The following is a 23,782-nucleotide window of genomic DNA, read 5'->3' as shown; positions in this document are numbered from 1 at the left end:
TCGCATTGGTGTAACCACCCTTTGCGTAGATCATGGTCGATGGCGTGACGGCAAAACCAACACGTGCGCCAAGATAAAGGTCACGATCGGTATTAAGGCTATACGAATCGCCAGTGGATATCAGATTATTAGCAGTGCCTTTGACATCCGAGTCGGCGAATTCGGCTTCAATGCCGGCAATTACGCCGCCAAGTTGGAAGTCATAACCAGCAGCTACGCCATACATCAAATCGCCATCGCCATCGCTGACATCGTCATAGCCAACGAGCGCTTCGATATGTGGCCCTGTGAACGGGGCGGCTTCCTGCGCGAATGCAGGGGTTGCAAGTGCAGTGGAGAGGAGTGCTGCACCAATTAAGAGTTTACGCATTTCTTTGATCCATTTTCAGTGAAAATGACGTCGTCATTGCAACGCCACACACCAAACGGCACCCATAGCGTGATAGTTTCATGAATATAAAACAACGAAACCCATGTGACATTATGGCAACGGTCTTCCCAAGCGCATGATCCAACTTGCCTCGGGCACGTCGTTTAGACATGAGTGCTAAATGGAAAATTTGCCCCGCCCCCTCACAGCTTTCAAGATTCTCACGGCTCCGCAATGGGCGCAATTTCAGGCTGATGGCGTCTTCAGCGGTGCACCTGTTGATCTGGCAGATGGATATATACATCTGTCGACCGCCGATCAGGTGCAAGGTACATTAGCCAAGCATTTCCAAGGACAAGACGGCCTTGTGATTGCAGAAGTAGATTTGCTTGGGCTGCAGGATAGTGTTCGTTGGGAAGAATCGCGTGGTGGCGCATTATTCCCGCATGTTTACGCAGACTTGCCATTGAGCGCGATCATCGGTCATTTGACTCAGATCAAAGCATGACCCGTTTGTCCGCGTCATAAGGGCCTTCTTTAATGAAGGAGCCTGCTATGGACATTCTGCAAATACCTGCCGTCGCATTATTCACGGGCATGGTCGCATCTTTTGCGCTTGTTATGATTTCTGAGTCCGTGATCGATCTCATCAAGACATAAACGACAGGCCCGCCCCCCTTTCGGAGAACGGGCCCTTCCGCTCCTTTTGACAGCTTGTTCGCTGCCTCAGGAAAACTGTTTCGGTATCAGTAGTTATTTCCGCCCCGGTTACCGTGGCTGTCTACATCGTCAGGTTCCAAGGCGGCCTCGCCAAATGTGTCCGGCTCGTCATCGTCGCTACGCTCGCCACGGAATGCGTCCATATCGATACGGCCGCTCCGCTCCATCTGGTTCATGTGGTCAACTACATCTTGCGCGTCATCCGCGTAAATCTGCGCAGGGTTTGTAGTGCCACCGCGTTCGCTTTCTTGGGCAGATTCACGATTTGCTATGCCCCGGATGGCGTCATCAGACACAGTCTGCGCCTGCGCGGCTTCGTCGTCCTGCTCGCTGTTAAAGTTTTCCGGGGCATCTTCCGACCTGTCTACCGGGCTTTCGTCAGCGTGATCATTGTCAACATCGGCACCAGTGGCTGTCATCGCGGCGTCGCTGTCATCATCCTCTTTTGTGCGCAAATCGGCATTGCTACTAACTGCGGCAGGATAGGCACCGGAGTCCGTTGTATGTGATGCTGGCGCAGTCGCTGCCGCTGCGTCTGTAATGGGCGTGGAGCCGATCGGTCGGCTGGTATCTCTCTCGGTCACAGGCAGATCCTTTCCAAAAGGTGGGGAAGTGCAAACGCGAACCTCGAAGGGCGGTTCCCTTGGAAAGTTCAGGCGGGCCAATGAAAGGCGACGGCACTTTCGCCAGCGGGGTTGCCATCAGCATCAAACCGCCGCTCGATAATCCGCCCGCAACCATCATGGCCCACTGCCAATATGGTGCTGCAACGGGTCCCATAAACAGGGTTCCGGATAAAAACCGGGTGGTCGTCATCGTCCTTGCTGCGCGTATCTATCAGAACATTAAACAAGTCGACCGGGTCATCTGCCTGGCCATGGAGCCAATTTTCAATCTCAAGGTTCAGTCGGTCTTTGCGCGGCCAATGTTCATCCATCACTGCGTTAGACATGCCGTGGATTCCATCGTCTATAAGAACGCTAAGGTCCGTTGGACGATTAGAGACAAATTGAACTCCCTTTTGGTCTCCAATCAGGAGATTGAACGGATTGAACCTGTCCATTTTGTCGGGCACCTGCGCTTCGGCCAACCAGTTGGTGACAAGCGCACCGCGTGATTCCTTTTGCGGGTCGGGCCCTCCTGGATTTCGCACATTTGTCACGACGCCAAAGCGGCCGGTGCTGCTCACGCCCATCCACGTGCCTTGCGACAACATGTCACGGCCAGCGATAATCGACGGTTCATCCACCCACACGCCCAAAGGCGAGGCGGTACGTGCATGGAATTCGTCCCTATTACCTGCCACCACCAATTGCCAACGCGGATGGGCTCTCCACGCGACCGACACTACGCACATGTCGTGCTGCTCGAGTCCCGAGGCTCCAATAATCTGGAAGCTTCTTTCCAATCGGCCGTCAGCCATATTTGCTGCTGGGGGCCCGCCAGAATCAGCGGGACGCCGGCCTTCCCCGTCTTGTTGTCATCTATGCTGACAACTGCAAACACCGGCATGTCGGTCAGGTCACGCCATATCCCGGCCATTGTGAACAAGAAGGGCGCAGGGGTAATCACGCCATCATCCTTTGACTGAAGGATTGATGTTGCAGGGACCAAGCATCGCAACTCTACATGCCGCAAATTGCCAATCCAAAATGGGCTGAGAACATTGCGCACGGTCGTCACCCATTGCACTTCGCCCGACGGAGTCATGCTGTTCGGTGCTGGATAGCCCCAAACCATTGGCCGAATGACGCGCTGCGATGTCTTGGCCGAACGCACGATTACTGGGGCAAATTCTCCGGGCCTTAGGTCGCCACCACCCCATGGGTCAGGACCATGCTGCGCGCCAAAGGCTTGGGCAACCACACCGGACGGCGCATCCAAACGATAGGCTCTGGTCATCCCGCTTCGCTACCGACAGAGGTCATGATGGGGCAAATATCGCCGAGAGCGAGCCATCAGAGCTGCTTTTCGTAGATGCGATATACCTTGTTGATCTCACCATTAATGGCCTCGCCAACCGAACGCATGGGTCCGTTATCATCAAGCACCCAGCCAAATTCACCGCGGGTTGCACCAAATTCGCTCGTTGCAGAGTCGCGGATATAGCTCACGAGCATGAATGCCAACTGGCTGGCCATTCTTGTTGCCTGCAGCCGTTTGACAACGCCCATCAACGGAACCCGCATCGTGCGTACTTTGGGCGCACGCAGCCACCAAAGCAATTTCGCCCAGTTGAACGGCCACAGCGATCCGCCAAAGGTGCCGATTTTTTCATTTATGTCGGGCCAAGTCATCATGAACGCCACTGGTTCACCATCAACCTCGGCAATTCGGATCAGGTCGTTAAATACGATAGGTTTTAACTGCTTGCCGGTATGCGCAACTTCCGCATCGGTAATTGGAACAAAGCCCCAATTTCCGCTCCATGCATCGTTCAAGATCGACAGGATAATTGCGGCCTCGGCATCAAAATTATTCTTGTTCACCTTCCGAATGACAATACGTTCGTTCCGTTCACCAGAAGCCACAATGCGCTGCACCAATGGTGGAAAAGGGACGTCAATCGGGATCTGGTAAGTGTAGAGGTCTTTGACGCCAGCATATCCGGCTGCTTCAATCCACGCGCCATAAGCGGGGTTGTGATATCCCATGAGCACCGTCGGAGGATGGTCATGCCCCTTCACCAACAGCCCCGGCTCTTCCCAGATCGACAAACTTAACGGGCCAAGCGCGCGGGCCATTTTCTTGTCGCGCAGCCAACTCTCGGCTGTCGCAATCAGAACTTTTGCTACCTCGACGTCTTCCGCCTCAAAAAAGCCCCAGTTGCCGACACCCGGCCCCATGCCTTGTTCGGGTGGCTGAGCCAGTGCAAGATGGTCCAGATGGGCGGAAACGCGGCCAACGACACGCCCACCGCGGTCCGCCAAAAAAAGCTGGGCCTCGCCATGTTCGAACCACGGGTTTTTGCCAGGCGTAATCGTCGCCATAACATCGCTTTTGAGCGGCGGCACCCAATTCGGATCGCCCGCATACAGCCGGAAGGGCAAGTCGACGAAGGCCTTCTTATCGGCTGTGGTCAAGACGGGACGAATATTAATGTTTGTCATTGTGTATCCTGAAGTTCCGGACAGCGCCCGACTGCTATTCCTCGGTGCGGACCAACACGGTTTCGCCGATCAAAAAGAATAACAAGAAGGGCCCCCATGCTGCGATCCAGGGCGGGTAAGCGCCCAAATTGCCCATCGCCAGCGCGAAATTGTCAGCGACAAAATAGGTGAACCCCAAAGCCATTCCAATAACCGCGCGCAGAAACAGAGCCCCCGAACGGGCAAGGCCAAAGGCCGCTACTGCCCCCAAGAGGGGCATCAACAAGGTCGATAACGGCCCGGAAAGCTTATGCCATAATATGCCTTCAAGATTGTCGGTGCGGCGGCCAGCAGCCTTTAAGTCATCGATGGCGCGCATCAACGGCAGGAAGGCAAGGCTGTCGCCGTCCACTTTAACAAGATTGAACCTGTCCGGCGTAATTCCCTCGCCGATGACGAGGCTATGGTCCTTGGTTTCGGTTGTGGTGGTCACATTAAAGGACTTTGCGTCTTCAAGCCGCCAGGCGTCGCCTGTGAAACGTGCGCGCGTGGCCGTTATAACCTGCCGCAACCCACCATTGGCGCGCAGATATATGCGGACATCTTCTAACACCGTGCTGTCACCTGCCCCACGCACATTGCCCGCATTTATCAGGTCGTCGCCCTCACGCACCCAGACGTTATTACGCACGTCACCATCAGCTGCCACCGCGCCATATTCTGCGGCTTGCCAGACTTTCAACCGTGCGGTGCTCGGCGCAACGACCGCGTCGTTGAAAGCAAACGAAATGATGGCGACGCCAAGACTTGCCACAAACATGGGTGCCAAAATTTGATGCGCCGACAAGCCTGCTGCTTTCATCGCAACGATTTCGCTATTCTGGCTCAATCCGGCGAAGGCAATTAAAGTCCCGAGAAGCACTGAAAAGGGCAGGAAACGGGCAATGATTTGGGGCGTGCGCATCGTGATATAATGCAGAACGTCGCCTTGGTCATTTCCTGGGACCGAGAGAATCTTTCCGCTCTCGCCTAATAAATCAAGCGTCATCAGCACCAGAACAAGCATCATCAGCACCGCAAAACTGCGGACAACGAAAAGCTTTGCCATGTATAAAGTGATGTTGCGCGAAGGGAAAAAATGCATCTGCTAGGTCTCCGCCTGATGCGCGGGCATGCCAATGGTTGCAAGTCGCGATTTGCGGCCAAACCGGAACATGCGCTTGGTCCATTTGCCCGCCTTCGCCGCGAACACTTCAAGTGCACCAATAGGCTGTCCTCCGGGTACATGGGCGATGACATGATACATCCAGAGGATCAAGCCAGCAAACAACAGGAACGGGATCCACAAAGCAAAAAACGGATCAACGATGCCCATGCCGCCGACACTTTCTGCATATTCGTTTATCTTGTGATAGGTTACCACCATGACAATCGACAGGAACACCCCGAGCGCCGACGTTGAGCGCTTGGGTGGAATGGCCAATGCAAGCGCGAGCAAGGGCAGCAAAAGCATCATTGCAACTTCGACCAAACGGAAATGAAAATTGGCCCATGCCCGGTTACGTTCAAGCACCGGTTTTTGCGCGTCGCCGCCGATGTTAACCAGCTCTGTGATCAGATACTCCCGGTCTTTGCCGCCACGCGTACGGAAATTCTCGATCTGCGGCAACGGGATGGGCACGTCATGACTGGTAAAGCTTAGCACACGCGGCGAATTATAGCTTGGCGCATCATGGACAAGCGTACCCCGTTCGAGGCGAAGCAAAATCGTATCCGGATCATCCGTGCGTAAAAACTGACCTTGCTCGGCTGTGACGGCGATAGTTTGCCCACTATTGCTTTTGGCAAAAACGAACATGCCTGACAATTCATTGCCGTTGTTACGGCTCTCGTCGATGCGGACGGTTAAATTTTTACCCACATTGTTGAATTCGCCTACCCGAACCTTTGCGCCGAATGCGCCCGACCGGAGCTCGAAGCGCAGTTCTTCGTATAGATAGCGCGAGCTAGGTTGGATGAAGCCGACAATGGCAAAGTTAACTGCAGCAAGTGCGAAGGCCAGCATGAACGGGACCCGCAACAAGCGGAAATAGCTCATGCCCACAGCGCGGAAAATATCGAGTTCCGAGGATGTCGCCAATCGCCGGAATGCAAGCAAAATACCAAGCAGCAAGCCAATGGGAATGCCGAGGGACAAATATTCGGGCATGAGATTGGCGAGCATCCGCCAGACCACACTTACAGGCCCGCCCTCTGCCGCCACGAAGTCAAACAGGTTTAGCATTTTTTCCAGCAGCAACAGCGATGCAGCGATTGCGAGCGTGGCAAGCAGCGGCAACATCACAAGCCGGAAGATATAGCGGTCGGTGGCAGTAAGAAATTTCAACTTATGGTCGCCCTGTCACCCTAATTTGGCCGCAAACTGACCCGATAGACGCTTACAGGTTCAGGGGCAATATCGATGCTATCCGAAAAAGCGCGGATATCAGACATAAAGTTCCAGGAGTTTTGATATGAAGAAGTATGTCGCCCTTATGGCTACCGCCGGTCTTGTGCTTGTTTCGGGCACGGCCGTTGCGAGTCAAGAATTGAGCAATGATTTGTCGCGATGCGCGTCGGGCAAAGGGCCCGCAGTGCTCGTTAACGTGCGAGGCGTAAAGGAATCGAGCGGGAAAGTAAGGGTTCAGTCTTATCCTGCCAGCTCTGGCGCATGGCTCGCTAAAGGCCGGTGGCTGCATCGGATTGAAAGCCCGGCCAGTGCCGGCAGCATGAATATCTGTATTCCTGTGCCTTCCGAAGGCAAATATGGCATTGCCGTCCGGCATGACCGCAATGGCAATGGCAAGACGGATATTAACCAAGACGGCGGCGGGTTTTCAAATAATCCGAGCATAAGCATCCTGAATCTCGGCAAGCCATCGGTCAACAAGGTCGCTTTTGACGCTGGCCCAGGCATCACCCGAATCACCGTCAACCTGAAATATATGTAAGGAAGATATTTGGCATTAGTGGCGCTCCTTTCGAACCCGAATTCAACCGGCAACAGGTCCTTGTTGCCGGCGGTTCGGACCTATTGCGCCGAAAACCCGGATATATTTCATTACGAGGTTGAGGAAATTGGACAGATCGCCAAGGCGCTGGAAATGATTGCCCGCGTCAAGCCAAAGGTGCTTGTCATCAATGGGGGCGACGGAACCGTGCAATCCGCCCTCACCGAGCTTTATCATGGTGGCCATTTTGAAGGCACACCACCTCCCGTGGCCGTTTTACCTAACGGCAAGACCAACTTGATTGCGCTTGATCTGGGCTCAGAGGGTGATCCTCTTGCGGCGCTCGCACGGATCATCCAGGTGGCAAAAGGTGATCTGTCGGAACATATCGTGGTGAGAGAACTCATTGCGCTCAGCGATGGCAGCGAGGGCGCCCGGCCAGTGCTTGGGATGTTCCTTGGCGGCGCGGGGCTTGCCGAAACGATTCTGTATTGCCGGCACAAGATATACCCGCTTGGCCTGCCCAATGGACTCAGCCACTTTCTGACGGCGATCGCCGTGGTGTTTTCATCATTCATTAAAGTGAAGGCAAGTTTCTTGCCGGAACGGTCCAAGCCAGTCAGCATTTCGTTCATCCGCAATGGCGAACTCCATGGCACCTTTTCGGTGCTGATTGTTACGACGCTGGAAAAACTGTTGCTGGGCGGTCAGGCCGGAAACAGCAAACAACGGGGACTGATGAAATTTCTTGCCGTTGACCAGACACCGATGGCGATGCTGAAGATGATGGCGGCATCGCTGCGCGGGAAGCTCGGGCAGACCGCGATGACTGGTGTGCATTTCCAGCAGGGCGATGTCATTCGCATCGACAGCGAGCAAAGCAGCGTTGTCCTCGACGGCGAAGTGTTTGAGGCGTATCGCGGTAGCCCTATCGTGTTGCGGTCCACGCCGCCCGTGCCCTTCCTCAAACTTGCTGCTTAACAATTAACGGTAAAGAGGGCTAAGGCCCCTATATGCTATCGCTGACGAAACTCGTAGCTGAAGAGCTGGCTGTGCCCGTCCAACCCGGCATAAATGATTTTGCAGCACATATTGCGGCCCAATATGGCGACGCCTCGCGCGCCGTTTTATTTTACGGATCTTGCTTGCGATCGGAGAAGTTGCAGGGCGAAATGCTCGACTTCTATCTGATCGTTTCGGACTATGAGGCGGCCTATGGCAAATCCTGGCTTGCGAGATGGAACCGCCGCTTGCCGCCCAATGTCTTCCCGTTTCAATATGATGACCTAATCGCTAAAGTCGCGGTGTTGAGCGAAAAGGACTTCCACGACCTTAACAGGCCCGCTGCCTCGGCCGTATCAGTGTGGGCACGCTTTGCGCAGCCTTCACGGCTCGTCTGGTGCGCGGATGAAACCGCGCGGCAATCGGCAGTGATGGCAATATCCGGTGCCGCGCCAACTCTGCTAAATGGGGCGTTGGCGTTTGTCGAACGCGAGGTTGATGTGCTTGATCTGTGGGAATCGGGTTTTCAGATGACCTACAGCGCCGAATTGCGGGCCGAACGCAAAGACAGACCTTCGTCGGTGATCGCGTTCGACCCCGAACGCTATGCACGATTTGGCGGAGCGGCATTGCACCACACACATATCGCAAACGAAATGCGTGGTGATAAGATCGTGCTGCTGCCGGATTTAGATGGCAGGATATCAGAAGAAAAAAGCCGATGGCCCGGCCTGCGCCGGCGCGGCAAGCTGCTGACTATTGCGCGGCTAGCCAAGGCTGCGTTTACCTACGCAGGCGGAATTGATTATCTGGCGTGGAAGGTAAATCGCCATGCCGGGACGAAAATCGTCATTCGGCCGTGGCAGCGTAAATGGCCGTTGGTCGCAGCTTTGTTTCTGGTACCGAAATTGCTGGCAAAAGGAGCGGTGCGTTAAGCCCGTCTGCGATTGGGCGAGATCAGCAACACGAGCGCGAAAAACCCTGCATAGCTAGCTGGCAACCATAAGCTGTTCAGTCCAAATGCGCCGAACACCATCGCGCCAACCGCAGCGCCACTGACCAAGCCAAGCCAGAGCAAGAGATACGGGACCCAATCGAAGCGCGCCCCGCCGCTGATCAGCGTGGCGATGCCCTGCCCAATTTTTACGAGTGCGCCCGTCATATAAGTAAGCCCGAACGATACTGACCCTTCGCGTTCGAAAAGCGTGTTTTCCAACCCCATGCAAAAAGCCGCGAAGCACAAGGCGACGAGCAGATATCCGAGGCTCGCGATCAAGGGCGCGGCAAATAGCAGCAATGATATGATGATGAGAATCAACGCCTGCCGCCGCGCGTGCGCCAATAGATTCTTGCGGCCAATCAGCGAGCCGCCGATGACGCCGCCTACAAAGCTTAAAAGCAAAAGCGAAACCATGCCCACATAGGGCGCGCCTTCAACCACGCCGACACTAAAGCGCGTGGAATTGCCGCTCATAAATGACAGGAAAAACCCGCCGCTGGCAAGAAAGCCAATGGCGTCGACCATACCCGCCATGGCCGCGAAACTTACGGCCAAGATGCGGGCATTGCGGTCAAGCCTGTTCATTGCCTGCCCGTCAGATAATCCCGACGGCTTTGCCCGCGCGTTCAAAGCGGTCGAGAATATCTGCGACCTGTTCGCTGCTATGTTCCGCGCACAGTGAACAACGCAGCAAGGTCATGCCCGCTGGCGTTGCTGGTGGACGCGCCAAGTTCACATACAACCCGTTTTCAAGCAACGCCGCCCACATCGCCGCGCCCTTTTCCAGATCAGGCATGATCACTGCAATGATGGCGCTTTGTGCGTTTGGCGTACCCAACTGGAAACCCAAATCGCGAAGGCCCTGGTGCAGGCTCCTTGAATTCTCCCACAAATGCGCGCGCTTATTGCCATTGTGCATCAGCTTGCGGATGCTGGTGGCGGAACAGGCCACAACCGACGGCGGAAGCGAGGCGGTGAACACATAAGGACGACACACCAGCCGCATGATTTCAAATTTCGGGTGGTTCGACACGCAGAAACCGCCAACCGTGCCGACCGATTTGGAGAAAGTGCCGATAATGAAATCGACGTCGTCCATTACGCCTTGCTCTTCAGCAACGCCTCGGCCATTTTCGCCAATAAAGCCCATGGAGTGCGCTTCGTCGACTAAGATCATCGCGCCCGCTTCTTTCGAAACGCGGATCATTTCCTTCAACGGCGCGACGTCGCCAAGCATCGAATATACGCCCTCAAGCACCACCAGCTTGCCCGCATCGGCAGGCAGACGCTTCAGGCGCTTTTCGAGAGCCTCAACGTCATTATGGCGGAACGCGACGATTTCGGCGTCACCCATCTTACAGCCATCATAGATTGACGCATGACTGTCGATATCGAGGATGATATAGTCGCCCTTGCCAGCAATCGTGCTGATAATCCCCAGATTTGCCTGATAGCCCGTGGAAAAGACCATTGCGTGGTCCATCCCGTAAAATTCCTTCAGTGCGTCTTCGCATTCCTTGTGGCCCTGAAACGTGCCGTTCAGGACGCGGCTTCCCGTAGTGCCGGCACCAAATTCGTCCAACGCCTTTTTGCCAGCGGCAATGACATCATCATCGAAGGTCATGCCCATATAATTGTACGTGCCAAGCAGGATGGTTTCCTTGCCATTGACAACGGCGACGGTCGGGGATTTCACTTCCTCCATCACCAGACTGAAAGGATCTTTTACGCCAGTAGCGAGCAGACCTTCGCGCTGGGCAATTAGAGCGTCGAATTTGGAGAATAAGTCAGTCATCTACGTCTTTCGTCAAAATTAGGCGTTCGTCAGCTTGGTCACGGCGTCAACAAGTTGACCGACATTTTCGATTTCTGCCTGCAAATTCATGCTGATGATGATGTCAAAGCTGTCTTCAACCTCGGCCACGAAATCCATGACCGTCAAACTGTCCCATTCAAGATCGCCTGCAAAGGTCGTTGTCTCGCTGATTTCGACGCCTTTTTTGTTAAATGGATCAATCAAGCCTTTCAGGCGATCAAACATTTCACTTCGGTCGGTCATTTTTGTATCCTTGATTGTGGTGGCAGCCACTGCGCCATATTTGCGCGCTATGGCAAGGGAATAAGGCGGCAAAAGGGCAAGGCAAAGGCGCTACATCCACCCTTGCTTGCGATACCAGTTTACGGTGTCCTGAAGCCCCTTTGGTGTCAGAATTTCCGGCTTCCAAAGATCGGGCGATGGCACGGCATCAGGATTGATCGTCCAGTCGGGATGCGCCAGGTAATTGGCGCGATCCGGTGTCAGTTTTGCTTTGGGCCCGCGTACGGCCCGATCCGCCCAGCCAGCGCATTTCAACAAAAAACCCGGCGCGTGCAATGTTGTGACTTTGCGCCCAACCGCTACACCAATGGCACGGGCAAAAGCTTCGTGGCTCCACCCGTTCGTGGCGCCGTCATCGGCTTCGTAGATATGTTTCGACACATTATCAGAGGACAATAATGTCACGAGCAAGCGCGCCAGATCGTCGACATGGATGACCGATACCCGGCCACGGGGCGGCAGCAACGCCCATCCCTTGGCGGCAATACGGAACATATCAAACATTTCGGTATCGCCGGGGCCATAGACGCCCGGCGGGCGGACCACGGTCCAGTCAGATGGTGATGCTGTCACCAATTCCTCGGCTTTTGCCTTGCTGGCACCGTACATCGACAGCGCCGGATGGCGGGCAGCCAGCGACGAGATATGCACGAAACGGTCTATCCCCGCCGATTGCGCGGCAGCAAGCATGTTGGCTGTCCCAGTCACATTGCCGCTTTCGAAACCGGCCGCATCCGGCGCGTTTACGACGCCAGCGACGTGCAACACCGCGTCTGCACCTTTGCACAGTTCGTTGAGGCTGGCCGCGTCATCCAGACGCCCATGTACCCACGTAACGCCTGCTTTCTTGGGCTGATCTCGCCGCGTCAGCGCACGCACATGCCAGCCGGCGGCGATCAGTCGGTCAAGCGTTACCCGCCCGACAAAGCCCGTCGCCCCCGTCAAAGCGACTGTCTTCACAAAAGGACCAGTTGGTCACGGTGCACAAGCACGGAGCGCGGCACAGTGCCCAATATCGCTGCAAGTTCGCTTGACCGATGTCCGCAGATGCGCGCGGCATCGACTGCATCATATTCGGAAAGTCCACGCGCGATCGCGACATCGTCGTCGGCGGTGATGTCGATGACATCGCCGCGTTTGAATTCGCCCTCAACCGACAGAGCGCCGGCGGGCAAAAGGCTGCGTCCGGTTTGGAGAGCTTGCACCGCGCCAGCATCGATGCGAATACGGCCCTTGACCGTCAGCCGCCCGCCAAGCCAGCTTTTGCGCGCGGATTCACCTTCGCGCGGAGTGAAGAAAGTCGAAGGCCCGCCTTGTTCCAGCGCTGACAGCGGGTTGTGGCGCAGGCCAGACGCGATCACTAGGCCAATGCCTGCGCGCGTGGCTATGTCAGCGGCATCGAGTTTCGACGCCATTCCGCCTGACCCCATGCCCGACGATGACCCTTCGGCCACCATCACGCGCACACGGCCATCAATTCTCTCAATCCTGGGCAGCAATGCCGCGCCGGGCAAATGCGGCGCGCGGTCAAACAGTCCATCGACATCGGACAGCAGCACCACGCCCGTTGCGCCAGCCGCTTGTGCCACCCGCGCCGCCAAGCGGTCATTGTCACCGAACCGGATTTCCTCGGTAGCGACGCTGTCGTTTTCGTTGATGACGGGTACTGCTCCTGCGCCTAATAAACCATCCAAGGTAGCAGCGATATTTAGATATCGGCGCCGGTCCTCAAGATCATCAAGCGTGACGAGCATCTGTGCAGCCGCCAGGGACTGACCCTCAAGCAGATCCGCCCAAATGCCAGACAGAACAATCTGCCCTACGGACGCAGCCGCCTGCGCGTCGGCAAGGCTGGCACGGCCGCCCTTGTCAAAACCGAGACGGCGGGCACCAAGTGCGATCGCACCTGAGGTAACGATGATGATCCTCTGCCCAGACTTATGACGGGTGCTGATATCTGCAACAAGCGTCTGAAGCCATTCCCGCCGCACATTGCCGTCGGGCTGCACCAGCAACGACGACCCGACCTTGACCACCAGCAGCGGACAAGACGACGGCAGGAATGCAGCGTTCAGATCGGCGACCATGTCCCGTCCTCTGTGATGCCATCGGCTTTGGCGCCTTCGATACCGCTCTTGGCTGGCAGCGCCTCCAATATCCGGTCGAGAACCAAGTCAACGCCTTGGCCGGTAGCACCTGAAATCGCGATAACATCCTTCGCGCCAGCCGCCTGAAGCTGCTGCGCGATGTCGGCCATCAATTCAGGATCAAGCAAATCGCCCTTGTTCAAGGCAACAATCTGCGGCTTTTCGTCCAAGGCAGCGCCATATTCGCTCAACTCGTCACAGACAATATGATATGCCGCCACGGGGTCATCCTGCGTTGCATCGATCAAGTGAATGAGGATGCGGCAGCGTTCGATATGGCCCAAGAACCGGTCGCCAATGCCAACACCTTCGGCGGCGCCTGCAATAAGGCCCGGAATATCAGCAAGCACAAATTCGCGGGACTTATGGTCCACGACGCCCAGTTGCGGGCGCGTCGTGGTGAATGGATAATCACCGACCTTCGCTTTGGTATTGGACACCTGATTGATGAACGTCGATTTGCCAGCATTCGGCATGCCGACGAGGCCGGCGTCAGCGAGCAGCTTCAGCCGTAACCAGACATACATTTCTTCGCCCGGCCAACCCGGGCCATGCTGACGCGGAGCACGGTTTGTCGAGCTTTTGTACGACGCGTTGCCGCGACCACCATCGCCACCGCGCAGAAATACGACGCGTTGGCCAACCTCGGTCAGATCAAGCAAAAGTGTGCGGTCTTCATCATCGGCAAGCACCTGCGTCCCCACCGGCACTTGAATGACCAGGTCGTCGCCATAAGCGCCGTGGCGGTCACGGCCCATGCCCTGAATGCCGCGCATGGCTTTAAAATGCTGCGCATAGCGAAAATCTATGAGGGTGTTGAGGCCAGCCACGGCCTCAAATATGACATCGCCGCCCTTGCCACCATTGCCGCCATCAGGGCCGCCATATTGGACATATTTCTCCCGCCGAAAGCTGACCGCCCCGGGGCCGCCCGCGCCGGAACGGATAAAAATTTTCGCTTGGTCGAGAAAATGCATAAGTAGGCCTTTAGGGGAGGATGCTGGTTTTGGCCAGTGTCGGGTTCCATAACCCGGCTTGTCACCCTGAACTTGTTTGACCGGGTGGTCATCCCATTCCAAGGTCCATCGTGCGTCCCAACTCTTCGGTGAAGCTGGCAGCTGAATGCTGAAACGTTTTCAGCATGACGTGAAGAAGAAGGTTGGTGGAGCCTAGGGGAGTCGAACCCCTGACCTCTACACTGCCAGTGTAGCGCTCTACCAGCTGAGCTAAGGCCCCATCTTGCCGTCAATCTGACAGCATTGGTGAGGAGCGCCCCTAGCGGGCGCTCCTATATATATCAAGCGCGAAGATTAGATATCGTCGGGCTCGTCTTCGGTGCCGGCAACGCCGAGATCCTCGTCGCCGCCCAAGTCGACATCATTGTCCGGCGAAACGTCGCCATCCACTGCATCGACGTCGATATCGAGATCGTCGTCGGCAAGATCGGCGTCGTCTTTCTTCTTTTCAATTTCTTCAAACGGCATTGGCTGCTTCGATTTCAGAACTGGCTCAGGAGTCCACTGGTTGCCGCATTCGATGCATTCAACCGGCTCGTCCTTGGTCAGGTCATAAAAACGAACGCCACATTTCGGGCAAGTGCGCTTGGTTCCCCATTCAGCCTTGATCATGGCGGGCTTAAATCCTTTTTAAACTGGCTTGGAAAAGCGACACACATCTGTGAATCGCCGTCAATTGGCGCGGCCTTTGCCACAGCGACGCGCCGCTGTCAAAAATTACTGTGGTCGTTGACTTGGTCGCCCATCATCCGCAAAGCGCAAAACGTCATGTACAGCGACCAACCTCGATCCGGCAATTTCCAACCCCGCGGGCCGTTACGCGGCACCGTCAGGGTTCCCGGCGACAAATCTATTTCACATCGCGCCCTTATGTTGAGCGCGCTTGCGGTTGGAGAAAGCCGGATTTCTGGCTTACTGGAAGGCGAAGATGTGCTGGCAACTGCAGCTGCCATGCGGGCCATGGGCGCCCATATCGAGCGCACTGGCGAAGGAAGCTGGATCGTACATGGCGTTGGTGTCGGTGGCCTGATGCAACCATCTGGCGCGCTTGATATGGGCAATAGCGGAACGTCGACTCGGCTGTTGATGGGGCTGGTTGCAAGCCACAGGTTGACGGCGACCTTCGTTGGCGATGCAAGCCTGTCCAAACGTCCCATGGGCCGCGTCATCGACCCGCTCAGCCAAATGGGTGCAGAATTTACCGCTAGCCCCGGCGGTATGCTGCCACTGATGGTGCGCGGATTGGTGCCCGCCGTTCCGATCAGCTATAGGTTGCCGGTCGCCTCAGCGCAGGTGAAAAGCGCGGTCCTGCTGGCCGGGTTGAACATCGCGGGCATTACGGAAGTCATCGAGCCAGTGCCCACCCGCGACCACAGCGAGCGCATGCTGCGCGGGTTTGGTGCAGAATTGACCGTCGACGTGAATGCTGATGGCACGCGCTATATCCGGTTGATGGGCGAGGCAGAACTGAAACCGCAACAGATTGAGGTCCCCGGCGATCCATCATCAGCGGCGTTCTTTATCGTCGCCGCATTGATCACACCGGGCAGTGAAGTGACGGTCACGCATGTCGGCATGAACCCGACGCGCACTGGCATTTATAAAATGCTGGAGGCCATGGGTGCAGACCTGACCTATTCCAACCGACGCGAAGTAGGCGGTGAGCCGGTGGCAGACATCACCGCGCGGCATTCGCCCTTGCGTGGAATAGAAGTGACGCCCGATGTTGCGCCAAGCATGATTGACGAATTTCCTGTGTTCTTTGTCGCGGCAAGCATGGCGCAAGGCCGGACAATAACAAGCGGTCTGGACGAACTGCGCGTGAAGGAGTCCGACAGGCTTGCACTTATGGCGACTGGCTTGACGGCTATTGGCGCAATAGTCGAAGAACGTGAGGATGGCCTAACTATCGAAGGCACTGGCGGCGAACCTCTTGAAGGTAGGGCAACTGTGACAAGTGCTTTGGATCACCGCATTGCGATGAGCTTCGCTGTAGCAGGCCAGCATTGTTACAAAACAGTCACCGTCGACGACGTTTCACCCATTGCGACAAGCTTCCCGACCTTTGAAGCTATCCTCAAAAACCTGCAGGTTCAGAATTGACCGAATATTTATCACCCTTCGCCGCTGATTTGATTGGGTTTGCTGGCAGCTTTTTCATTGTGGCCGCGTTTGCCTACAGCAATTTGACCACGCAGATGAACGCATTATGGTTCAATATTGCAAATTTCATTGGTGCGGCCTTGCTGACAATATCGCTGACAGTGAATTTCAATCTGCCGACGATGGTACTGGAAATTGTCTGGATGGCGATTGCGCTCTTCGGCATTTCCAAGGCACTGGTAAATCGCCGTGCGGATAGGGATGCACCCAAATGATCATCGCAGTTGACGGGCCAACTGCATCAGGCAAGGGCACGTTGGCAAAGGCGTTGGCGGCGCATTACAGCCTGCCCTTTCTGGATACTGGCCTGCTGTACCGCGCGGTTGGTCGACAGGTGCAATTAAGGCAGGGCAATGCCGACGATGCCGCGGACGCACTGGCCGGTTGCGACTTTCCGGACAGCCTGCTCAATGACCCCATTTTGCGGACAGAGGAAGTTGGCGGTCTCGCAAGCCGCGTATCCATCCACCCTGAAGTGCGCGCGGCGCTGAATAAGCGGCAGGTCGACTTTGCCAATCAGCCTGGCGGCGCGCTGCTCGACGGGCGCGATATCGGAACCGTTATAGCTCCGCATGCCAATGTGAAGCTATTCGTGACGGCTCCGGCTGAAATCCGTGCACAACGCCGCCACGACGAAATGCGGCGGCAGGGTATGAACGTTGATTTTGCAAATATCCTCAGTGACATTCGCTTACGTGACGAACGAGACATGGGGCGTGCCGATGCCCCGCTTAAACCCGCCGAAGACGCGCTATTGCTTGATACCGGCGATTTGACTATAGGCGACGCCGTTCAAGCCGCGATATCGCTGGTGGAGTCGCGACTCCGCACGCATTGAGGGGCGGGGCGTTCCAGATTGAGAACGCTGTCACCCTGAACTCGTTTCAGGGTCCATTTCGCCTCTGTACCCTTTGGTCCGTTTGGCACGATGGATGCTGAAATACGTTCAGCATGACGGGTGCTTGCTTCTGCAACCCTCTTAAAAAGAACGCTTTGCTGCTATTCGGGCAGCAGGGCAACTCTGGTCAAAGACCGTCGGAACCAACCGACTGGCCGGACAAAAAGTACGCAAGGAAACTCTAACCTATGGCAACTTCGCCAAACCCGACCCGCGACGATTTCGCGGCACTTCTCGACGAATCACTTGGCGGCGCAGACGGTGGCTTTGAAGGCCGCGTCGTTAAAGGCACCGTAACCGCAATCGATAATGACCATGCTGTCATCGATGTGGGTCTCAAATCCGAAGGCCGCGTGGCACTGCGTGAATTCGCTATGCCCGGCCAGAAAGCCGACCTGAAGGTCGGCGACGAAGTCGAAGTCTTCGTTGATCGCGTAGAAAACATGAATGGCGAAGCCATGCTCAGCCGTGATCGCGCCCGTCGCGAAGCAGCTTGGGATGTGCTTGAAGGCGAATTTGACGCTGGCAACCGCGTCGATGGCGTTATCTTTGGCCGCGTTAAGGGCGGCTTCACCGTTGACCTCGGCGGCGCAGTAGCGTTCCTTCCCGGTTCGCAAGTCGATGTACGTCCAGTACGCGACGTTGGCCCACTTATGGATATCGCGCAGCCTTTCGTCATCCTCAAGATGGACCGCAAGCGTGGCAACATCGTTGTTTCGCGTCGCGCCATTCTGGAAGAAACACGCGCAGAACAGCGCACTGGCCTTATCCAGAACCTCGCAGAAGGTCAGATCATTGACGGCGTCGTCAAGAACATCACCGATTATGGTGCGTTCGTTGACCTCGGCGGCATCGATGGCCTGCTGCACGTCACCGACATCAGCTACAAGCGTATCAACCACCCAAGCGAAGTCATCAACATTGGTGACACCGTCAAGGTTCAGATCGTTCGTATCAACAAGGACACACAGCGCATCAGCCTTGGCATGAAGCAACTGGAAAGCGATCCTTGGGATGCTGCGGTTGCCAAATACCCAGTCGGCACCAAGCTTAAGGGTTCGGTCACGAACATTACCGAATATGGCGCGTTCATCGAACTCGAAGCCGGTATCGAAGGTTTGGTCCACGTATCCGAAATGTCATGGACAAAGAAGAACGTTCACCCGGGCAAGATCGTTTCGACCTCACAAGAAGTCGACGTTGTCGTTCTCGACATCGACATGGAAAAGCGCCGCATTTCGCTTGGCCTCAAGCAAGCGCACGACAATCCATGGGCATCATTCGCTGAGAAGTTCCCAGTGGGCTCGACCGTAGAAGGCGAAGTCAAGAATGCGACCGAATTCGGTCTGTTCATTGGCCTCGACGGCGACGTGGACGGCATGGTTCACATGTCAGACATCGCATGGGGTATCACAGGCGAAGAAGCACTGCACCTTCACCGCAAGGGCGAAACCGTCAAGGCAATCGTTCTTGACATCGACGCCGAGAAAGAGCGCATCTCGCTTGGTATCAAGCAGCTTGAAAAGGGTGCCCCGTCGGCAGCCGGCGCTGCTTCGGCAAGCGGCCTGAAGAAGGGTGCAACGACCACTGTGACTGTCCTTGAAGTACGCGATGGCGGACTTGAAGTGCAAGCTGGCGAAGATGGCGCGACTGGCTTCATCAAGCGCGCTGACCTTGGCCGTGACCGTGACGAGCAACGTCCGGACCGCTTCCAGGTTGGCCAGAAGTTCGACGCAATGATCACCGGTTTCGACCGTTCGAAAAAGCCGAACTTCTCGGTCAAGGCGCTTCAGCTGGCTGAAGAAAAGCAGGCTGTTGAGCAATATGGTTCGTCGGACTCCGGCGCATCGCTTGGCGACATCCTCGGTGAAGCACTTAAGGGCGTGAAGAAGTAATCTTCCGCTGATCACATCACCCGAAAATTCGGGAAACAGAACCCGCTCCTTGCGTAAGGAGCGGGTTTTTTAATGCCTTCCGACCCGGATTATGTCCAAGACCGTTGTAATTATGAAAAATTTCTGCCAATTTGGTTGTATTATTACCAGTTCGCATTTGATAATCGCGACGCGCCTTGAAGGTCGCACTAAAAAGAAGGACACAATATGATCCGTTCCGAGTTGATCAAAAAACTGGAAGCCGAAAACCCGGAGCTAAAAACAGATGAGATTGAAAAAATTGTCGATCTGTTTTTTAACCAAATAATACAACGGCTTGCCGATGGAGGGCGTGTTGAGTTGCGGGGCTTTGGCGCATTTTCCACGCGTGACCGAAGCCCGCGCAAGGGCCGCAACCCACGTACGGGGGCATCGGTTGATGTACCCTCTAAGCGGGTACCTTATTTCAAACCAGGTAAAGAAGTCCGCGAACGCCTGAACAAGTAGGCAGTTTGTGCGAAGTCACTTGACCACGCGCGCAGAATGCTGTCTGCGCGTGGCCAAGCGGATGTGGCGGAATGGTAGACGCTACAGACTTAAAATCTGTTGTCCGTAAGGGCGTGCGGGTTCGAGTCCCGCCATCCGCACCATTTATCCGCTTAGATTATAATTCGGCCACTTATTGGCCAGCGATATTCACCGCATATGTGCGTATCGTTCCATTCGTCGCAAATGCGCGCGGCGTGGAACTTTGGACGAACCTTTTTTAATTCGCCTTTGTTGCTTTCCTATAATCATCAGGAGAGCGTCATGTTTATGCACAACAAGCGACTGCAATATACAGTCAGAGTATCCGAACCAAATCCCAAGCTAGCCTGCATGTTGCTTGAGCAGTTCGGCGGTGCAGACGGCGAACTAGCTGCCGCGATGCGCTATTTCACCCAGGGACTGGGCGAAGATGACGCCGGTCGCAAAGATATGCTTCTGGACATTGCGACTGAAGAACTCAGCCACCTCGAAGTGATTGGGTCAATCGTTGCAATGCTCAATAAAGGCGCGAAGGCGCAATTGTCCGAAGCCCAAGCTGACGAGGCGGAATTATACGCAATGGTCGGGCAAAGCGGCACCAGTGCAAAAGAAGCGCTGTTATTCGGCTGCGGTCCAGCGTTGATAGATTCCGCTGGCGTACCATGGACCGCTGCATATGTAGACTCTCGTTCAGAGCCAACGGTGGACTTACGCTCAAATATTGCTGCCGAAGCGCGCGCGAAAATCGTGTATGAGCGGCTGATCAACATCACGGATGATCCGGGCATCAAAGAAGCACTCGGGTTTCTGATGACACGCGAAATCGCGCATCAAAAGTCTTTTGAAAAAGCGCTTTATGCAATTGACGAAAATTTCCCCTCGGGCAAGCTGCCCGGTATGGAGGAGTATGCCAGCCTCTATGTGAACAGCTCGCAAGGCATAGGTGACGTTGACGGGCCGTGGAATAGCGGGCCTAATTGGGATCGGGATGATGGCCCAACTCCGGCGCTGGATGGTGGTCCGGGTACTGCTACGGTTGCCATGGACGCAGATGATGAAGAGCTTGCCGAGGCGCTTATATTGCGAACGCAATCCGCTACGTCCGGCGATCCGATCACTGGTGCGGATTTGGGCGCTGGCCCAGGCGCAGGGCGCACAACCGAACTGGGTTGAAGGAATTGACATGGATTCGTGCAGTCATGGCTTTCGTTCGGACCTCTTAAGCCTAAAAACGGCTTCCTATGCGGTCATGCACTTGCTGGTCGCAATTGCAGTCGCCTACGCGCTTACGCTTGACTGGCGTAAGGCGTTGGCGATTGGGATTTTGGAGCCCTTTGTTCAAACATTCGCTTTTACGTTGCACGATCGTTACTGGCGAAAACGCGAAAGTTCGCAAGCACACCAGTCTGCGCACAATGCTGTCGAAACTGTCTAATTGCGAGGCGCTTGTCGGCGATAGCTGAGCGCCTCAGCAATGTGGATACGACCAATGTCCGTGGCGTGCGCCAAATCAGCTATGGTGCGCGCCACGCGCAATATACGGGTATACCCGCGCGCTGATAATCGCATCGCCTCGGCTGCTTGTGAAAGCAACTTTTGTCCTGCAGCATCGGGGTTCGCGAATGCCACTAGTGTCTCTCCGTCCAGGTCAGCGTTGGTGCGCAAGCCAGTGCCTTGCAGCCGCTCACGTTGGCGATTCCGCGCCGCGTGCACACGTGCCGCCACTTCAGCCGATCCTTCCGTAGGTGGCGGCAGTACAAGGTCCGCCGCACTCACTGCTTGCACTTCGACATGGAGATCGATGCGGTCAAGCAATGGTCCAGAAATCTTTGCCTGATAGTCCGCCGCACAACGGGGAGCCCGGCTGCAGGCAAGCGCGGCGTCGCCAAGATATCCACATCGGCACGGGTTCATTGCCGCGACCAGCTGAACGTTTGCGGGGAAAGTCACATGGCTGTTCGCGCGCGCAATACTGACTTCACCTGTTTCGAGCGGCTGCCGCAAGCTATCCAGAACGCCACGCTGGAACTCGGGCAATTCATCCAGGAAGAGGACGCCCAAATGGGCAAGGCTCACTTCACCTGGGCGGATACGCAGACCACCGCCAACCAAAGCTGGCATTGATGCACTATGATGAGGCGCGCGAAATGGGCGGGTTCGCAAAAGTCGCCCCCCTTCCAACGACCCGGCGACCGATGCAATCATTGACACTTCTAATGCTTCCGCGGGTGACAACTCGGGCAAGATGCCCGGCATGCATGCCGCAAGTAGCGACTTGCCTGCGCCTGGCGGACCAACCATTGCCAAATTGTGGCCGCCGGCAGCCGCAATCTCCAAAGCACGCTTGGCGGTCTCCTGCCCTTTGACCATCTTCAAATCAGGGCCAACTTGCCGCGCTTCGACGGTACCCGGTTCTGGCGCGCGGAGCAGTGACTGCCCCTTCAAATGATTCAGCAAAGCAAGCAAGTCGGGTGCAGCAACAACTTCTATTTCGCCTGCCCACGCAGCTTCCGATCCTTGCGCCGCCGGACATATTAAACCGAGATCTCGAGAAGAGGCATGAAGCGCTGCCAGCAGTACACCCGGAGATGCTGCCACGCGGCCATCCAGCCCTAATTCACCGACGACTACAAACTGGGCCAGCGCCTCTGCATCAACGAGACCCATCGCTCCCAGCAAAGCCAGCGCAATAGGCAGATCATAATGCGACCCTTCTTTCGGCAGGTCAGCCGGCGATAGGTTTATTGTGATCCGTTTGGGGGGCAGCGCAAGACCAAGCGCCGAGATGGCAGCCCTCACACGTTCGCGGCTTTCTGCGACAGCCTTGTCTGGCAGGCCCACAACGGCGAAGCCAACCATTCCAGGGGCGACCTGACATTGAACTTCTACGCTGCGTGCCTCCAAGCCGAGATATGCGACTGTGGAAACAATCGACACCATATTGTGTCCCCAAATTTGGACCTCCGCTGCGCTGGGATGACGTTACAGCGGAGGTCCGGCCGACCGGTCCAGAGATCGACGACCTCTTCTTGCCTTTTGAACTCGACAAAAAGCAACCGCTGTCGGTTCGTATACTAAAGGTTAGTATATCCAAATCGGAAAAATCTATAACCAAAATGGGTCATCTTACACCCAAAATTCAGCAATCGCAGTGGCTTAGAAATCCACTTGCTCGTAGTGCTTTGGTGGTGTGATCACTTCCATCCGTTCGGACAATAATGGCCGGAAACTGGGGCGCGACTTGAACATGGCATACCATGCTTTGGTCTGTTCATGCCCATTCCAATCGATGCCGCCGAGATAATCTGCAACAGAAATTTGCGCAGCTGCCGCGAGATCAGCCATTGTCATCGTGGAACCCGCCAACCACGCGCGGTGGTCGATCAGATAGTCAATATAATCAAGATGCCCGTTCGCAAGTTTCATTGCCTCGCGCAAAACTTTTGATTCGGGCGGCTGGCGATCGATAAGCCGTTTCTTCATTCGTTCATGCAAAAGCGGTTGAGTCACATCACCATAAAACTGTTCATCAAACCACGAAACCAGCCTGCGGATTTCAGCGCGATACTGCGCGGTGCCACTGATCATCGGGTTTGTGGCAACGGTTTCGTCAATATATTCGGAGATGGCGACCGAATCCGACAACGTAATATTGCGTTCCGAATCCCGCATTACTGGCGTGCGCCCTGCCGGGTTCATTTGCAGAAATTCGTCTCGCTGCTCCCACGGATTCTCGCGCACAAGGCTATAGGGTACGCCTTTTTCCCCTAATAAGAGACGCACCTTGCGCGAAAAGGGACAGAGCGGATATTGATGGAGATGCCACATGCGTGTCTGTTAGGACCGCTTAAGCACAATGTGAAGGGGGCGATCCCAAAAAGCACTGG

Annotated in this window: 27 protein-coding genes and 2 tRNA genes; 12 read left to right on the top strand and 17 right to left on the bottom strand. The window is 55.6% G+C overall.

Annotation, left to right across the window (positions count from 1 at the left end; translation table 11 throughout):
* Positions 1 to 370: outer membrane protein (locus ACK4S7_RS05560; protein WP_409645026.1), on the bottom strand; the 370-nt coding region annotated here is incomplete at its 3' end.
* A 181-nt stretch (positions 371 to 551) separates the two neighbouring features.
* On the opposite strand from ACK4S7_RS05560, the gene ACK4S7_RS05555 reads away from it, so the two are divergent.
* Positions 552 to 878 (top strand): DUF952 domain-containing protein, encoded by a 327-nt coding sequence (locus ACK4S7_RS05555; protein ID WP_409645025.1) that lies wholly within the window; start codon positions 552 to 554, stop codon positions 876 to 878.
* Between the two features lie 238 nt (positions 879 to 1,116).
* Here ACK4S7_RS05555 and ACK4S7_RS05550 read toward each other — a convergent pair whose 3' ends face one another.
* From ACK4S7_RS05550 to lptF, 6 genes are all read right to left on the bottom strand, one after another.
* Positions 1,117 to 1,674 carry a hypothetical protein gene (locus ACK4S7_RS05550; protein ID WP_409645024.1) on the bottom strand — a complete coding sequence of 186 codons (558 nt, stop codon included), beginning with the start codon at positions 1,672 to 1,674 and terminating at the stop codon, positions 1,117 to 1,119.
* Between the two features lie 68 nt (positions 1,675 to 1,742).
* A complete protein-coding gene (locus ACK4S7_RS05545) occupies positions 1,743 to 2,396 on the bottom strand; it encodes an NRDE family protein (protein ID WP_409645023.1) in 654 nt (217 codons plus the stop codon).
* Between the two features lie 41 nt (positions 2,397 to 2,437).
* Positions 2,438 to 2,992 carry a DUF159 family protein gene (locus ACK4S7_RS05540; RefSeq protein WP_409645022.1) on the bottom strand — a complete coding sequence of 185 codons (555 nt, stop codon included), beginning with the start codon at positions 2,990 to 2,992 and terminating at the stop codon, positions 2,438 to 2,440.
* Between the two features lie 56 nt (positions 2,993 to 3,048).
* The gene (locus ACK4S7_RS05535; RefSeq protein WP_409645021.1) at positions 3,049 to 4,200 is read right to left on the bottom strand and encodes an N-acetyltransferase; all 1,152 of its coding nucleotides are present in this window, start codon (positions 4,198 to 4,200) and stop codon (positions 3,049 to 3,051) included.
* Between the two features lie 34 nt (positions 4,201 to 4,234).
* Positions 4,235 to 5,287 carry an LPS export ABC transporter permease LptG gene (gene lptG / locus ACK4S7_RS05530; protein ID WP_409645020.1) on the bottom strand — a complete coding sequence of 351 codons (1,053 nt, stop codon included), beginning with the start codon at positions 5,285 to 5,287 and terminating at the stop codon, positions 4,235 to 4,237.
* Between the two features lie 39 nt (positions 5,288 to 5,326).
* Positions 5,327 to 6,565 carry an LPS export ABC transporter permease LptF gene (gene lptF, locus ACK4S7_RS05525; protein WP_409645019.1) on the bottom strand — a complete coding sequence of 413 codons (1,239 nt, stop codon included), beginning with the start codon at positions 6,563 to 6,565 and terminating at the stop codon, positions 5,327 to 5,329.
* Between the two features lie 127 nt (positions 6,566 to 6,692).
* Here lptF and ACK4S7_RS05520 point away from each other — a divergent pair, with 127 nt between their 5' ends.
* The 3 genes from ACK4S7_RS05520 to ACK4S7_RS05510 are packed head-to-tail and all read left to right on the top strand — an operon-like array spanning position 6,693 to position 9,106.
* A complete protein-coding gene (locus tag ACK4S7_RS05520; RefSeq protein WP_409645018.1) occupies positions 6,693 to 7,169 on the top strand; it encodes a DUF2141 domain-containing protein in 477 nt (158 codons plus the stop codon).
* A 9-nt stretch (positions 7,170 to 7,178) separates the two neighbouring features.
* Complete coding sequence (locus tag ACK4S7_RS05515; RefSeq protein ID WP_409645016.1) at positions 7,179 to 8,150, top strand: diacylglycerol/lipid kinase family protein; 972 nt, start codon at positions 7,179 to 7,181, stop codon at positions 8,148 to 8,150.
* Between the two features lie 32 nt (positions 8,151 to 8,182).
* Entirely contained in the window at positions 8,183 to 9,106 is a 924-nt protein-coding gene (locus ACK4S7_RS05510) for a hypothetical protein (protein WP_409645015.1), read from the top strand.
* Here the strand turns inward: ACK4S7_RS05510 and ACK4S7_RS05505 are convergent.
* The 8 genes from ACK4S7_RS05505 to ACK4S7_RS05470 form a co-directional block, all read right to left on the bottom strand.
* Entirely contained in the window at positions 9,103 to 9,756 is a 654-nt protein-coding gene (locus tag ACK4S7_RS05505) for a YoaK family protein (RefSeq protein ID WP_409645014.1), read from the bottom strand. The two genes, ACK4S7_RS05510 and ACK4S7_RS05505, sit on opposite strands and share 4 nt — an antisense overlap.
* Positions 9,757 to 9,766: 10 nt before the next feature.
* Positions 9,767 to 10,966, bottom strand: coding sequence for a serine palmitoyltransferase (gene spt / locus ACK4S7_RS05500; RefSeq protein WP_409645013.1), 1,200 nt, complete (start codon positions 10,964 to 10,966; stop codon positions 9,767 to 9,769).
* An 18-nt stretch (positions 10,967 to 10,984) separates the two neighbouring features.
* Positions 10,985 to 11,230: an acyl carrier protein gene (locus tag ACK4S7_RS05495; RefSeq protein ID WP_409645012.1), complete on the bottom strand. Its 246-nt coding sequence runs from the start codon at positions 11,228 to 11,230 to the stop codon at positions 10,985 to 10,987.
* A 90-nt stretch (positions 11,231 to 11,320) separates the two neighbouring features.
* Positions 11,321 to 12,229, bottom strand: coding sequence for an NAD-dependent epimerase/dehydratase family protein (locus ACK4S7_RS05490; protein WP_409645011.1), 909 nt, complete (start codon positions 12,227 to 12,229; stop codon positions 11,321 to 11,323).
* A complete protein-coding gene (gene proB, locus ACK4S7_RS05485; RefSeq protein ID WP_409645010.1) occupies positions 12,226 to 13,356 on the bottom strand; it encodes a glutamate 5-kinase in 1,131 nt (376 codons plus the stop codon). The genes ACK4S7_RS05490 and proB overlap by 4 nt, the downstream gene beginning before the upstream one ends.
* A complete protein-coding gene (obgE, locus tag ACK4S7_RS05480) occupies positions 13,341 to 14,393 on the bottom strand; it encodes a GTPase ObgE (RefSeq protein WP_409645009.1) in 1,053 nt (350 codons plus the stop codon). The genes proB and obgE overlap by 16 nt, the downstream gene beginning before the upstream one ends.
* A 183-nt stretch (positions 14,394 to 14,576) precedes the next feature.
* Positions 14,577 to 14,652: transfer RNA gene (locus tag ACK4S7_RS05475), tRNA-Ala, on the bottom strand.
* 74 nt (positions 14,653 to 14,726) lie between these two features.
* Positions 14,727 to 15,044 carry an FYDLN acid domain-containing protein gene (locus tag ACK4S7_RS05470; RefSeq protein WP_409645008.1) on the bottom strand — a complete coding sequence of 106 codons (318 nt, stop codon included), beginning with the start codon at positions 15,042 to 15,044 and terminating at the stop codon, positions 14,727 to 14,729.
* A gap of 156 nt (positions 15,045 to 15,200) precedes the next feature.
* Between ACK4S7_RS05470 and aroA the strand changes: the two genes are divergently transcribed.
* The 8 genes from aroA to ACK4S7_RS05430 all read left to right on the top strand — a co-directional run bounded on the left by aroA (position 15,201) and on the right by ACK4S7_RS05430 (position 21,330).
* Complete coding sequence (gene aroA / locus ACK4S7_RS05465) at positions 15,201 to 16,535, top strand: 3-phosphoshikimate 1-carboxyvinyltransferase (protein ID WP_409645029.1); 1,335 nt, start codon at positions 15,201 to 15,203, stop codon at positions 16,533 to 16,535.
* A complete protein-coding gene (locus ACK4S7_RS05460; protein WP_409645006.1) occupies positions 16,532 to 16,810 on the top strand; it encodes a CBU_0592 family membrane protein in 279 nt (92 codons plus the stop codon). The genes aroA and ACK4S7_RS05460 overlap by 4 nt, the downstream gene beginning before the upstream one ends.
* Entirely contained in the window at positions 16,807 to 17,433 is a 627-nt protein-coding gene (locus tag ACK4S7_RS05455; protein WP_409645004.1) for a (d)CMP kinase, read from the top strand. The genes ACK4S7_RS05460 and ACK4S7_RS05455 overlap by 4 nt, the downstream gene beginning before the upstream one ends.
* A 248-nt stretch (positions 17,434 to 17,681) precedes the next feature.
* Entirely contained in the window at positions 17,682 to 19,388 is a 1,707-nt protein-coding gene (rpsA, locus tag ACK4S7_RS05450; protein ID WP_409645002.1) for a 30S ribosomal protein S1, read from the top strand.
* Positions 19,389 to 19,595: 207 nt separating this feature from the next.
* The gene (locus ACK4S7_RS05445) at positions 19,596 to 19,874 is read left to right on the top strand and encodes an integration host factor subunit beta (RefSeq protein ID WP_409645000.1); all 279 of its coding nucleotides are present in this window, start codon (positions 19,596 to 19,598) and stop codon (positions 19,872 to 19,874) included.
* Positions 19,875 to 19,931: 57 nt separating this feature from the next.
* Positions 19,932 to 20,017, top strand: a tRNA-Leu gene (locus ACK4S7_RS05440).
* Positions 20,018 to 20,177: 160 nt separating this feature from the next.
* On the top strand, positions 20,178 to 21,068 hold the full coding sequence (locus tag ACK4S7_RS05435) for a manganese catalase family protein (RefSeq protein ID WP_409644999.1): 891 nt from the start codon (positions 20,178 to 20,180) through the stop codon (positions 21,066 to 21,068).
* 10 nt (positions 21,069 to 21,078) lie between these two features.
* The gene (locus ACK4S7_RS05430) at positions 21,079 to 21,330 is read left to right on the top strand and encodes a DUF2061 domain-containing protein (RefSeq protein WP_409644997.1); all 252 of its coding nucleotides are present in this window, start codon (positions 21,079 to 21,081) and stop codon (positions 21,328 to 21,330) included.
* On the opposite strand, the gene ACK4S7_RS05425 is transcribed toward ACK4S7_RS05430, so the two are convergent.
* Complete coding sequence (locus ACK4S7_RS05425) at positions 21,327 to 22,835, bottom strand: YifB family Mg chelatase-like AAA ATPase (RefSeq protein WP_409644995.1); 1,509 nt, start codon at positions 22,833 to 22,835, stop codon at positions 21,327 to 21,329. The genes ACK4S7_RS05430 and ACK4S7_RS05425 overlap by 4 nt on opposite strands.
* Positions 22,836 to 23,051: 216 nt before the next feature.
* Positions 23,052 to 23,723 (bottom strand): glutathione S-transferase family protein, encoded by a 672-nt coding sequence (locus ACK4S7_RS05420; RefSeq protein WP_409644994.1) that lies wholly within the window; start codon positions 23,721 to 23,723, stop codon positions 23,052 to 23,054.
* Positions 23,724 to 23,782: the final 59 nt, after the last annotated feature.

This window comes from Sphingorhabdus sp., assembly GCF_046292425.1.
Lineage (GTDB): Bacteria > Pseudomonadota > Alphaproteobacteria > Sphingomonadales > Sphingomonadaceae > Sphingorhabdus_B.
The sequence above is the reverse complement of the archived record's forward strand: the minus strand, read 5'-3'. Positions and strand labels throughout refer to the sequence as shown.